This is a genomic window from Thalassoroseus pseudoceratinae (assembly GCF_011634775.1).
GTDB lineage: Bacteria > Planctomycetota > Planctomycetia > Planctomycetales > Planctomycetaceae > Thalassoroseus > Thalassoroseus pseudoceratinae.
The window spans coordinates 42,617-55,526 of record NZ_JAALXT010000002.1 but is presented as its reverse complement, the minus strand read 5'-3'; the positions used below and the strand labels follow the sequence as shown (position 1 = coordinate 55,526).

Below are 12,910 nucleotides of genomic sequence, written 5' to 3'. Positions count from 1 at the left end.
TTTTGCGTTTTGTACGGAATCGTGAGGTTTTGGCTCAGCGTGTGCTTATGACATCTGAAAACCAAATCGACTTGACGATTTTCAAATGAAGGATTCCTCCATGACCACTCTCCAAGCCACCAGCGGAGACATCGTTCGCGTTCTGTTTGCCATCTTGTTACCGCCCGTCGGTGTATTTCTGCAGGTCGGGCTGGGTCTACATTTCTGGCTGAGTATTGTCCTCACGCTTCTCGGATTTATCCCCGGCATCATTCATGCCTTGTGGATCATCCTGACGCGATAGGCAGCATTGTCGAACGTCGATTGCACTCGAATATCACCAGTGAAAACTATCATAAGGGAGAAGATATCGTGTCCGCCAACCTACACATCGTGACTCATGAAGACGGATGGGCTGTCAAAGAGGAGGGCAAATCCGACGCCGTTTCGACGCACTCGACTCAGAAGGAAGCGGTTGAACAAGCGGTTTCGAGTGCAAACGGTGATGCCAACATTGTGATTCACGGCCGCGATGGCCGAATTCGAGACGTTAAGTCGCCCGACAACGGAAATGGAAACGTACGGTCTCAGTCTGCAGCACGAACGGTGGCCACGGGTGTGTCTTCGTTAGGAACACGAATCCGTTGGGGGGCGGTCCTTGCCGGATTCTTCGTCACCGTGGCAGCGAGTATTACCCTGACCGTTCTCGGGTTCGCGTTGTCGTTGTGTTTGGCCAACGTGTTCGGAGCGGATGGCTTGCGAACGTTCGTTGGGGCTTGGGTTTCGATCACCACGCTCGCCTCGCTGTTTGTCGGCGGGTTGACGATTTCTCAATTGACGGTGGGAGAATCGGACTATCTCGAACCCAGTATTTACGGTGTCATACTCTGGGCGTTGACCATTGTCATGCTGCCGCTATTGCCGATGTCGGCGGTCAATATGGGTTTCGGGTCAGTTGCGACCACAAACAACTCGCCTGGAATCGAATTGGATGACGCCGCCCTATCCGAAGCGGGATTGAACGACGAACAAGCGGAAACCGTGCAAAAAATGGTGAGCCAATCGGACTCGCCTAGCACTTGGATCACGGGCAATGCCACCGAAATCGCCTGGCTGACATTCGCGGCCTTGGTCCTGTCACTTGGTGCGGCCATCTTCGGTTCGATTACCGGAGCCGGACTTTCCGAAGACTTCCACGACCGCCGAGTCGCCGCTGCGTAACGACTCGTCTCCGACGAAAATTCGACTATCGTGAGCCCGCCGAATCGTTCGTACGAACGTCGGCGGGTAATTCCCGCGCCACTTCCGGTACGGCATCTAACAACAGTTCGACAACTCGCGACGGTGTCCAACCTTCGAGTCGAGCACTGTAATCCAAAATGAGTCGATGACTCAGCACGCTCTTGGCAACCCGGCGGACTTCATCGAATCCGACGTTCGGTTTGCCCGCCAGAAGTGCCGCCGCACGCGAAGTCCCTGCCAATGCAATCGCGGCCCGTGGCGACGCACCGAACCGCACAAACCGCCGGACTTCCTCCGGTGCGGTTTCGTTCGCCGGGTTCGTCGCCGACACCAATCGGGCAATAAAACTGGCAACGGCTCGCGGCAAATGAATCTGATCGACCTGATCGAACAAGTGCGTGAAATCTTCGTGAGCCAACACCACATCAACCTTCGGTGGCCGACCGTGTCGACGTGTGTTGATGATTTCTTCCAACGTATCGCTGGAGACACCGTGCACATCCAGCTTGAATGTGAAACGGTCGAGTTGAGCCTCTGGCAACGGATACGTGCCTTCCAACTCGATCGGGTTTTGCGTGGCGAGCACGAAGAACGGCACCGGCAAAGGATGCGATTCGCCCATCACTGTCACACGACGTTCCTGCATGGCTTCGAGCAGGGCGGCTTGCGTCTTGGGAGTGGCTCGGTTGATTTCGTCGGCCAACAGCAAATTGGCAAAAATCGGCCCACGATGAAAGACAAACCTTCTGTGTCCATCACCGTCTTCCAAAATCGGTGCACCGATAATATCACTGGGCAGCAAGTCCGGTGTGAACTGGACACGACGAAAATCTAAGCCAAGAAGTGCTGAAAGCGTTTTGATCAATTCCGTTTTGCCAAGTCCCGGCAAACCTTCCAAGAGCATATGCCCCTGGGCGAGCAAACAGATCACGACCAATTCAAGCAACTCGCGCTGCCCGAGAATCACCTGCTCCAATCCATCGACCAATCGGAGCAGCGTCTGCTGAGCCTGCTCGACCTCCTCGGGTGAGAGCAACGCAATCGAGGCTTCCAGCATTTCTTGAGGTCGTTCGTCCACCGCGTTTCCGTTTCTGTCAGTGTCTATGATTGGGAGGAATCTCAAGGATCAGCATCTGATCAACGGTTTCGTCCGTCGTTTCGTCGCCTTCTGGCATCGCTCGCTGCAATACCTGCTGCAACTCCGCAATCACCGTACGTTGCCGATCCAACTCCGCCCGTTGTGCAAGCACGACGGAATTCAACTCATCGAAGTCTCGCTGCACCAACATCAGTGCTGACTCCAACTCCATCAATCGTTCATTCACAGCAGGCGAATTGGACGAACTCATTCGGGACTCGTCAAGAAAACTCGATTAGCAATGTTATCGTAACGGCCTCATCGTAACCCGCAACGCTCTTACGCTTGTGGCTGGGCTTGTGTTGTCGACGCGGGTTGCGGAAGCGGTGGCAATGTTTTCTCCAACACGCCTTTGGTTTTCGGCCACATCAGGACGGCTTCGACGATCATCCAGGCTTCAAGAGCCAAAGTGACAATCGCAATGCCAGCAAGCAAGGGACGTTCCTGCCCCGGTGTGAGCCAAACCGTGATTCGGTCAATCATGGCCCAGGCGGGCATCACGAGCATGAAGATCGCCGGAAGAACCGCAAACCACAGCGATTTTCCACGACGCCAAAGCCAGAAGGAGATCACCAAGAACGCCAAACCGGCGAGCAGTTGGTTGGTGGCACCAAACAATGGCCAGAGAATCAAACCGCCAGTCCCCGCGACCGACCACGACCATGTTACCCCTGGTTTTGCAAGTAAAGCCAATGCAAACGCCGTGAGGACTGCGAACATTGTCGCCCCATGCGGATTCTGAAATGGTCGCACCGCCGGATTGAGCATCGGAGCAGCCTCGCCAACAGCTCCGGCAAGTTCTTGAACGACGTACCGTTGCAAACGAGTCGCGGTATCGAGCGTTGTTGCGGCGAACGATGCCACCAACACTCCCATGATCGCAACGCCCATCGAATGATTGATACCGATGCCACCCAGGAAGTTCGCACTGCCCACCACGAACGCGCCGATTTTTTCCTGAAGACCGACTTTCGCCCAGTCACCATAGACACTCGACCACAAAGCGGTCCCCGTTTGTCCGGCGAACTTCTCTTCACCGGGCCATCCAAGACCAATCCCCGCCGCGACCGCCAAGATCACGATGGTGGCCAAGAAACCTTCGGTGAGCATTGAACCATAACCGACGAACTGAGCGTCTTTCTCGTTGCGAACCTGTTTGCTCGATGTCCCACTGGAGACCAGGCAATGAAACCCGCTAATCGCTCCACAGGCAATAGTGATGAATAACACGGGCATGATTGGTGGAGCATTCGTCGGGCTGAGTTCCACCGCCGGAGCTACCATTGTGATGGCTTGACCATCGACACCAATCAGACCGGTCACGACGACAGCAATCACGACCAAACCCAAGCTCGAAATCAATTGCAAGCTGTTGATGTAATCGCGGGGTTGCAGCAGCATCCACACGGGAAGCACGCTGGCAATGTAACAATACGTGAGCAGAATTCCGGTCCACACGTACAATGGCCAAGAGGCGAGTGTGCTATTGATGCTTTGAATGGCCGCCCCGAGAGCACCACCGTCACCGGCGATTCCCGGGCATCCCGCTCCGAGCCAAACCGTCAAATACATCACTGCCAACGCCAACAGCGACGGAATCAGCAAGTTCGCACCTTTGCGATGCAACCAAACGCCAATGGCCACCGCCACCGGAATCTGCAAGAACACCGGCAGAATCGACGCGGGGAACATTCGGAAGACTGACGCAATCACCAAACCAAAAATCGCCAGCACGATCCACAGCGAGAACAGCAGAATCAGCAAGAACAGAATCCGCACTCGTGGATTGAGCAATCGCCCCGCGATATCACCCACGGTTTGCCCGCGGTTTCGCATGCTGATGATCAACGAACCGAAGTCGTGAACGGCTCCGAAGAAAATCGACCCGACCAAAACCCAGACCAACGCCGGCACCCATCCCCACATAATTGCAATCGCTGGTCCCACGATCGGTCCGGTTCCCGCGATGCTGGTGAAGTGGTGGCCGAACACGATTCCCTTGGACGTGGGCACGTAGTCGCAATCGTCGTTGAGGGCCACGCTGGGAACGTTGGCATCGGAATCAAGTTGAAAGATCTTCCGGGCCAACCAGCGACCGTAAGTGTGGTACGCGATCAGATAGGCGACAATGGCACCGAGCACGATCAACAATGTCGTCATGAATGAATACTCTTTGAGAAACTAAGGGTCGAGGATGGATGATTGAGGCTGGCAATCCTTGCGACTTCTCGAATCCGTTCAAATTACCGCACCGGAGCGGCCATCGCAACACGCAGCCTAGGGGCATGAATGGAAAAGCCGTATGGTCGGCGATTCGACATCACGCACAGAACCGGTAAGGTTTCGCATCCGTTTTGCCTTGTGTTCAAAAAACGAGCAAGCAATGGCAGAATTTTTTGATCCGCTTGCCGATTCTGTAGGCATGTCGATGCAAGAATACGACCCGTTCACGGTTGATACGGGTTGCTGAAGGAGTCACCGCCGCCCCCGCGATCGGTAAGCATCGGCAAGTTGACAAGAGTGTTTGAAAGAGCCGTCGTTCCGTCGGTTCGTCCGCACCCTCGTGGGCGTTTTCCCGCGCTGGTCGGAACGTCGAAATTTCAAATGTGCCAAATCAAACTGTCGGCTTGCCGGTCCTGGTCGCCCGATTGAAAAGGAGTTCATCCCATGTTGGTTCTATCGAGACAGCGCGACGAGAGTATCATCATCGGGGACAATATCGTCATCACGATTGTCGATATCCGCGGCGACAAAGTCCGACTGGGCATTCAAGCCCCGGTCGAAATCCCCGTGCACCGCCAAGAAGTTTATGACGCCATCCAGCGAGATGGCGGTGCCAAGCGACCTGGCCGAAAAAATTCGTCCACGTCCAGCGAAGATCATCCGGAGTAAGATCGCGGCGATTTTACCGGACTTGAAGCTGTATCCGTCCTGAGATCCTCGTCCGGTCGATCGCCTCGTTTGTTACGCGACCAAAACGGTTGCGTTCCGTAAATCTCTTGACGCAAAAACCTTGCGACACGCTCTCCCCTCCATGCGCGTTCGCCCCAACCACTTCCGTCAGGTTCCACCTGCACCGAAAAACCTGCAATCTCCAAATCTCGGGAATTCGCAGGTTTGATGTCATTGGGCGATACTGCCGGCGCAAAAACCTACCTAAACCCACATTTCTATCTAATTCGCCCAGTTTTCATGGCCTGTTGCCATTTTGCAACCGATATTTAAAGAGAGACTGAGTTCTTACCGTCTTGATTTTCCGGAATCATCGGTTTCGACCGACCAGTTCCACGAACATCCGACTGTTGGCACTCTGTCGTTTCGCACTCCAAGAGGTAGGCCCAATTCTCTTGGCTCAGTGCTTTCGAGACTGTGACAACATGGATGCATTTTCACAACCGGATCTCGAACCCGGACCATTTCGACTGTGTTCGCCTAACGGATTATGGCCCTATGAATTCAATTCCCCTCCCCGCGACCACTGAGAAGTAGTCCGGTCATTCTCACACGTTCGATTCCGCCCGAGTTCAATCGGGAAGAGTGATAGTCAGAAAGGCTCAGGTACATGTCACGAATTAATACAAACGTCGCTTCACTCCGCGGGCTGCGGAACTACAACAAAGCCAACAAAATGCTCGACACCTCGCTGACGCGGTTGTCGACCGGTTTGCAGATCAACTCGGGGAAAGACAACCCGTCCGGTTTGATCGCCAGTGAAACCCTGCGATTGCAGGTGACCTCGATCGAGCAATCGATCAAGAACAGCAACCGCGCCAACAACGTGATCGCCACCGCCGACGGGGCTTTGGGCGAAATCGGCGGATTGCTCAACCAGATTCGTGGGCTGGTTCAAGAAGGCTTGAACGACGGGGCGTTGTCCCAAGCCGAGAAAGAAGCGAACCAACTCCAGATCGATACGGCTTTGTCCGCGATCAACCGAATTTCATCGAACACATCATTCGCCGGCGACCGATTGCTCGACGGTAGTAAAGCATTCAACACGTCGATCTCCACCGCCGACTCAGCGAAACTCTCGGACTTCAAAATCAACGAAGCCGTTCTGGGAACGAACGAGTCCATCGAGATTGATGCCACCGTGACCAGCCAGGCCGAAAAAGCCCAGTTGGCATATTTTGGTGGCGGATTGACTGAACGGTCCACCATCGAAGTCGGTGGAGCGAACGGCAACGAACTGCTGTTCCTTGGTGACTCCGCTTCCGTCGATGACATTGCCGCCGCGATCAACGGCGTGAGCGATTCAACCGGTGTGAACGCCGCCGTCAAGAATGCGTTGCAACTCGGAAGCGAAGAAGGCGTAGCCGCGGAACTGTCCGCCGCGATCGGTTCCGCAACGGCTGCGAGCTTCAGCTTCAACGCGATCGAAGGTACGGCGAGTTCGTTGGACTTCGAAGCCGTCACGGAAGCTGCGGCTCAACAGACCGTCGTCATCGGTGCTGCAGCACAAGCGACCTCGAACTCCATCGCGACGGCTGGTACCGGCAATGGTGCCATTACGGTCGCCGCCGTGGCTGGTGAGGCAGCCGATGGAATCGCCGGTAACGACATCAGCATCGTCTTTACCGACGCAGGTGCCGGGAACCCGCTAAGCGCATCCTTCGACACCGACAGTCGCGAAATTCGGATTGCTCTCGATACCGATACCCCCGCGAACAATACGGCCGCAGCGATCGAAACCGCTATCGAAGCCATCAACATTGACGGCGGCGGAACCGATTTCGCGGTGACCGTCGATAACGCCGGGACGTTTTCGTTCGCCGACGACGGCGGAACCTCAGTTGAGTTGGACAGCCTCACCGCTGGTGCGGATAACATTTTGACAGTTGACGCCAACACCGATGGTGCTGCCGGCAACAATATCCAAGTCACGTTCACTGCCGGTGCAACGTCCGCTGTCAGCGTAAGCGGTGCTGGAACCGAAGACGACCCAACGGTCATCGCTTTCACGGTTGCGGCCGCCGATGACGTCGACGACTTGCAAGCTTTGTTGGCCGCTGGGGCGACTCAAGACGCTGTGGATGCCAATAACTTGATTACCCTCTCCGCCACCGACGAAACGATTGCCGGTTTCGATTTGCCGTCCGGTAACGTCGCGCTCGAAGGTGGCTTGGATACGTCAGAAGTGACCTTCACCGCCAACGACGTCGGAACGGCCGGCGACGATTTGACCGTCACCGTCACCAGCGGTGCGACTGAAAACTCGGTTTCGGTTTCCGGTTCGGACGTGACCTTCAACTTGCGAAGCGACGCCACTGTCGCTGACTTGGTCAGTCTACTCGACGATCCCCAAACTGCCGACGAAGTTGCCGCCGCGGAATTGCTCAGCATTTCCTACAGTGGTAGTGGTTTGATTCCAACAGACACCATCGCCAATACCCAAGCCCAAACGAACTTGGCAGGCGGCGTGGACACCGAAACGGTGACCTTCACCGCTGATACCGCTGGGGTAGACGGGAACGATCTCGCCCTGAATGTCAGCACCGGAGCGGCTTCCACAAGCGTCTCGGTTGATGGTGACACCATCAACATCAGTCTCGCGACGGGTGCAACGATCGACGACTTGGCGACTCTGCTCGACAGCCCTTCGACCACCGGTGAAACCGCAGCTGCCGCGTTGATCGATATCAGCTACTCGGGAAGCAATGCCAGTTCCGCAGTGGCCAACACCGCGACCAGCGAAGCCCTCACCGGCGGAGCGGAAGCGGCTTCGATCGACATCACCGCAAAAGCCAACGGCGATGCCGGCAACAATATCCAAGTGCAATTCCAAGCCGCCGCCTTGGCCGATGCCGACCCATCCGTCGCCATCACCGGTGCGGGCACGGAATCTGACCCGACGGTCATTACCTTCACCTTGGGAACGGACAGCGACGGTGCGGTCGACTCGACCATCGCCGACATCCAAGCCCTGTTGACCAACGGAGCGGACGGCAGTGCTGCTGCCACGGCTAACGACTTGATCGACATCGCACCGGCTGACGGCACCGCCACCAGCACCGTGATTTCGGCCACCACGTTGAACACGGCCGAGTCACTCGCAAACGGAACGGATTCGACCACCACGTTGACAGTGATCGACAACCGAGCCGACGGCTCGACGGGAACGATCAGCGTCGAATTCGCGGTTGGCACCGGTGACGAAATCAGCGCTACGGTGGGTGCAGCCGACGAGGATGGTAATCAAACCATCACTTTCAATCTCGTCGACGACACGACTGGTGCAGTCACGAGCACCGTGGACGACCTGAAAGCCTTGATCGCGGAAGACGAAACGCTCCGTGACCTTGTTTCGATCGACGGGACCGCCGGCGGAACATTGTTCTCGCAATCTGCGACGGAACTCCAAGGTGGCGAAAACGCCGCTGTGGTGCTCTCCAGTGAAAACTACGGTAGCAGCGAGAGCGTTTCGCTGAACGTGCTCGGTGGATCGTTCGACACGGTCGACACGACGGGTGCGGTTTCCAGTCGGGATACCGGTTTGGATATCGGCGTGACGATCAACGGTCAAAACGCATCTTCAAGCGGCTTGGATGCCACCATCCGAACCAGCACGCTCGACGCGACGATTTCCTTCGAAGCGGCTAGCAACCAGGTCGATGAAACGACCAGCATCAGCGTGACCGGCGGCGGAAGCTTGTTCCAAATCGGCCAGGAAGTGAACCCGTCTGGTCAAATCGGGATTGGCTTGGAAGCCGTCAACACCGCTCGACTCGGTGGTATCACCGGGAAGCTGTTCGAACTCGGTACTGGCAACGGCAAGAGCCTCCTCGATGTGGGCTCGGGCGGGATTTCCGGTCAAGACTTGGTCGACATCATCGACCAATCACTCGATCGTGTGACCACGCTTCGTGGTCGACTCGGGGCGTTGCAGAAGAACGTGATCGAGACCAACATCTCGACACTCGGTGTGGCTTTGGAGAACATTTCCGAAGCTCGTAGCCAAATCACCGATACCGACTTTGCCATCGAAACCGCCGCGATGACGAAAGCTCAGATTCTGCAACAATCGGGCATCTCGGTGTTGTCGATCGCCAACCAGGCACCGCAGCAAGTCCTCAGTTTGTTGGGATAATTCTTGCAGCGATTGCGAACTTTTAAACAGACGGCGTGTCCATTTCGGTGGGCACGCTGTTTTTTGTGTTGCGAACGGGAGGCGTTTTGCGTTTGGGAAACTCCGGAATCTCTCCATTTGACGGACCGTCGCGGGAGTAGTAGAGTGACGTACAGTCGCTCGTAGGCAGTGGCAGCAAGCCGGGCCAACCTCATTTCCCAGGCTTTTCTCAATTTCGAAGCAAAATGACACAAAAACTTGGCGAACTCATCCCGTGCGGCGGGGGAAATCCGATACCGCTGTTGAAAACAACACTCCTCATCGGGCGGCGGAATCATTGCGACATCACGCTGCAATTTCCGAATGTCTCCTCGCAACACTGCGAACTGACGTTCGAAAATGGGTACTGGAAAATCCGCGATCTTGGAAGTGCAAACGGTATCAAAGTCAACAACAACCGTTGCGAATCCAAATGGTTGCAACCAGGTGATATTGTCACCGTTGCGAAACATCGCTATGAGATTCAATACGAGGCCAGCGGGCCAGCACCGGTTGAGGCCTCCGGCGAAGTCATGTCGATGAGTCTGCTGGAAAAAGCCGGCATCGAGAAACCGCTTCGACGCCCCAAACAGCGGAAATCCGATCGGGAGATCGACAGCAAGAAGACTCTCGAATCGCGAGAAAAGAAGCCCGTCGAATACGATTACGATTCCGGCGAAGACGAAGCCCTAAAATGGTTAATGGATGATTGAAAACGGAGTCAGGATGAGTCGAATCTCCACACGCGAACACCGTTGGGTCGGTCAAGACTCCCCGTCACGATTGCGATGGACGCATTTATCGTGAGCAAACGCAAGGACCGCAAGGGGGAAAAGCGGCGGGTTCAGTTTCGCAAGAATCGTGAAAAGAAAACCCGCCGAAACGATCTGACACGCGATGCGCTAAAAGCCGCCGACAACGAAGCGGGAGTTGACGACCTCGCTGCCGAGGAACGCCTAAGCGGCAAAGGTGACCTCACCAGACATCGCACGGTCATTGGGGTGGTCGAGGATGAAAACGGCCACCTGATTCGCGAAATCGACGAGTCCCAATGTCTTGATGGACGGGTCATCACCGCCGTTGGTCTGAACTCCATCGTCCAGTCGGATGATGGCACGCAGTATGAATGTACCGTGCGGCGTGTCGTACGAACCATCTCCCGCGATGCTCGCAACGCCGTCACGACTGGCGACCGTGTGAAATTCCAACCGACCGGGCAAACTCTGCCGAGCGGCATGGAACAAGGCGTGATTGAGCGGGTGGAACCGCGACACGGCGTACTCTCCCGCGAAAGCGGCAATCGTGAACACGTCATCATCGCCAACATCGACACCGCTGTCATCGTCGCCTCTGCCGCCGATCCGCCACTGAAACCGAATTTGATCGATCGGTTTCTCGTCTCGGCAGAGAAGGGGGGAGTCTCGGCGATTATTTGCATCAACAAAGCCGACCTCGCCGATCCGGTCGAGTTGCAACCGACAGTCGGGCTTTACGCCAGTTTGGGGTATGATGTCGTCCTCACGAGTGCGGAAACCGGCATGGGCGTTTCGCGACTGCAAGGGTTGCTCGCGGGCAAACAAAGTGTGTTTACCGGGCAAAGTGGTGTCGGCAAGAGTTCGCTGCTTAATCGTGTTGAGCCCAGTTGGGAACTGCAAACGGGAGCCGTCAGCGGTTGGTCGCAAAAAGGCACTCACACGACGCGACGGGCCACTCTTCTGGAGTTGAAATCCGGCGGTTGGGTCGCAGACACTCCCGGCATTCGTCAGTTCGATTTGTGGGATGTCGCGAAGGAAGAGGTGGAAGCCTACTTCATCGAATTCCGCCCATTCGTGACCCGGTGCCATTTCCCCGATTGCACACACACGCACGAAAACCGTTGCGGAATCAAACTCGGGGTGCAAGAACAATTGATCTCGTCTAGCCGCTACGAAAGCTATCTCCGCATTTTCCAAGGCGACGATTGAAAGACCCCGCCAGCCGATCGGAACCGAAACGATGAATCGATTCATGCGATACACCTTCATCGTTCTTGGCCTGTGTCTGGTGACGAATTCGCTCCCGGCAGCGGATCGTCCCAACATCGTGCTGATCATTTCCGATGACCAAACGTATTCCGATTTTGGTTTCATGGGTCATTCGCAAATCCGTACGCCGCATCTCGACGGGTTGGCAGTGCGTTCGGCGCGTTTCCCCAACGGATACGTACCCAGTAGCGTGTGTCGGCCTTCGTTGGTGACGATGCTCACGGGACTGTATCCCCACCAACACGGCGTGCATTTCAACCATCCGCCGCCGGGGTTCTCTCGGTTAACACGATCGAAAAACATCGGCAAATCGGAGTATGACCGACTCCGAAACCAAGCCACCCAGCTGATTCAGGCCGTTCCCACGTTGCCACGAATTCTTGCCCGGAACGGCTATCGTTGTTTTCAGACCGGCAAGTATTGGGAAGGCCATTGGCGAAACGCAGGGTTCACGGAGGGCATGACGATTGCCGAACCGTCGAAGCCAGCGAACGCACTCGGTAACAAGCGTCTGGCGAGTGGCGATCTTGTCGCCCATGGTAATGGCGATCACGGTCTGGCCATCGGTCGGGAAACCATGCAGCCGATCTACAACTTCGTCGATGATTGCCAACTGAACGGAGATCCGTTTTTCCTTTGGTACGCTCCTTTTCTCCCCCATTTGCCGCACAATGCCCCTCAGAAGTTCCGCACTCCGTACGAAGACAATCCCGATGTGCCGCAACACGCCATTCCCTACTACGCGGCATGTTCCTGGTTCGATGACACCGTTGGCAAGTTGATCGGACAGCTCGAAGACAAGAAACTCGCAAACGAGACGCTGTTCATCTTTGTTGTCGACAACGGTTTCACGCCCGATCCGAAGCGGCCCATGAACGACGGTGATTTCAACTACACCAAAACCAGCAAACGGTCTCCCTTCGAGGACGGGCTGCGAACACCGATTCTCATCCGTTGGGACGGTCACACGAAACCCGGTGCACATTCGGAATTGTGCAGCAGTGTGGACCTGCTGCCAACGGTCCTTGATGCCCTCGATTTGGAATCGGCTGTCACCGAATTGCCCGGCCGAAGTCTTTGGCCAGCGAGCACCGGAGCGGCGAAGCTGACACCACGTCCGGCGTTCGGAGCGATTTTTCCTGGTGATGCGTCAGTTCTGAACAAACCGTCACGCGATGTTGCCTACCGATGGATTCGCGACGGGCGGTTCAAAATGATCGTGCCTCATTCCCGCAACAATCAAAAACCATGGGGCGGATATACAAATTCCGTTCGCATGTTCGATGTCGTTGCCGATCCCGGTGAACAACACGATCTGGCGAACGACGCCAACTATTCCGACCTCGTCGAACAGATGAAGCAACAACTCGATGCCTGGTGGACACCGACCGAACAGTGATTCTTGACCACTCCGCGGGAGTC

General features: G+C 55.9%; 10 protein-coding genes. 7 read left to right on the top strand and 3 right to left on the bottom strand.

All coding sequences use genetic code 11. The annotated features are described in order from the left end of the window. Positions 1–100: 100 nt before the first annotated feature. Entirely contained in the window at positions 101–283 is a 183-nt protein-coding gene (locus tag G6R38_RS05825; protein ID WP_166821329.1) for a YqaE/Pmp3 family membrane protein, read from the top strand. A gap of 68 nt (positions 284–351) precedes the next feature. After that, complete coding sequence (locus G6R38_RS05820; RefSeq protein ID WP_206028485.1) at positions 352–1,200, top strand: DUF2188 domain-containing protein; 849 nt, start codon at positions 352–354, stop codon at positions 1,198–1,200. A 25-nt stretch (positions 1,201–1,225) separates the two neighbouring features. Here G6R38_RS05820 and G6R38_RS05815 read toward each other — a convergent pair whose 3' ends face one another. The 3 genes from G6R38_RS05815 to G6R38_RS05805 all read right to left on the bottom strand — a co-directional run bounded on the left by G6R38_RS05815 (position 1,226) and on the right by G6R38_RS05805 (position 4,519). Continuing rightward, entirely contained in the window at positions 1,226–2,278 is a 1,053-nt protein-coding gene (locus G6R38_RS05815; RefSeq protein ID WP_166823940.1) for an AAA family ATPase, read from the bottom strand. A 37-nt stretch (positions 2,279–2,315) separates the two neighbouring features. Continuing rightward, a complete protein-coding gene (locus G6R38_RS05810) occupies positions 2,316–2,570 on the bottom strand; it encodes a SlyX family protein (protein WP_166821327.1) in 255 nt (84 codons plus the stop codon). A 68-nt stretch (positions 2,571–2,638) separates the two neighbouring features. After that, a complete protein-coding gene (locus G6R38_RS05805) occupies positions 2,639–4,519 on the bottom strand; it encodes a carbon starvation CstA family protein (RefSeq protein ID WP_166821324.1) in 1,881 nt (626 codons plus the stop codon). A gap of 507 nt (positions 4,520–5,026) precedes the next feature. On the opposite strand from G6R38_RS05805, the gene csrA reads away from it, so the two are divergent. The 5 genes from csrA to G6R38_RS05780 all read left to right on the top strand — a co-directional run bounded on the left by csrA (position 5,027) and on the right by G6R38_RS05780 (position 12,887). Further along, on the top strand, positions 5,027–5,251 hold the full coding sequence (gene csrA, locus G6R38_RS05800; protein WP_240928087.1) for a carbon storage regulator CsrA: 225 nt from the start codon (positions 5,027–5,029) through the stop codon (positions 5,249–5,251). 670 nt (positions 5,252–5,921) lie between these two features. Continuing rightward, positions 5,922–9,446, top strand: a complete 3,525-nt coding sequence (locus G6R38_RS05795; RefSeq protein ID WP_166821321.1) for a flagellin N-terminal helical domain-containing protein — start codon at positions 5,922–5,924, stop codon at positions 9,444–9,446. Between the two features lie 224 nt (positions 9,447–9,670). Then, a complete protein-coding gene (locus G6R38_RS05790; RefSeq protein ID WP_166821318.1) occupies positions 9,671–10,177 on the top strand; it encodes an FHA domain-containing protein in 507 nt (168 codons plus the stop codon). A gap of 90 nt (positions 10,178–10,267) precedes the next feature. After that, positions 10,268–11,428 (top strand): ribosome small subunit-dependent GTPase A, encoded by a 1,161-nt coding sequence (gene rsgA, locus G6R38_RS05785; protein ID WP_240928086.1) that lies wholly within the window; start codon positions 10,268–10,270, stop codon positions 11,426–11,428. Positions 11,429–11,459: 31 nt separating this feature from the next. Next, positions 11,460–12,887 carry a sulfatase-like hydrolase/transferase gene (locus G6R38_RS05780; RefSeq protein ID WP_166821312.1) on the top strand — a complete coding sequence of 476 codons (1,428 nt, stop codon included), beginning with the start codon at positions 11,460–11,462 and terminating at the stop codon, positions 12,885–12,887. Positions 12,888–12,910 lie beyond the last annotated feature (23 nt).

Coding starts and splice junctions, on each gene's coding strand:
- G6R38_RS05825 (WP_166821329.1), top strand. CDS start 101: ATGACCACTCTCCAAGCCACCAGCGGAGACATCGTTCGCGTTCTGTTT.
- G6R38_RS05815 (WP_166823940.1), bottom strand. CDS start 2,278: ATGCTGGAAGCCTCGATTGCGTTGCTCTCACCCGAGGAGGTCGAGCAG.
- G6R38_RS05810 (WP_166821327.1), bottom strand. CDS start 2,570: ATGAGTTCGTCCAATTCGCCTGCTGTGAATGAACGATTGATGGAGTTG.
- G6R38_RS05805 (WP_166821324.1), bottom strand. CDS start 4,519: ATGACGACATTGTTGATCGTGCTCGGTGCCATTGTCGCCTATCTGATC.
- csrA (WP_240928087.1), top strand. CDS start 5,027: ATGTTGGTTCTATCGAGACAGCGCGACGAGAGTATCATCATCGGGGAC.
- G6R38_RS05795 (WP_166821321.1), top strand. CDS start 5,922: ATGTCACGAATTAATACAAACGTCGCTTCACTCCGCGGGCTGCGGAAC.
- G6R38_RS05790 (WP_166821318.1), top strand. CDS start 9,671: ATGACACAAAAACTTGGCGAACTCATCCCGTGCGGCGGGGGAAATCCG.
- G6R38_RS05780 (WP_166821312.1), top strand. CDS start 11,460: ATGAATCGATTCATGCGATACACCTTCATCGTTCTTGGCCTGTGTCTG.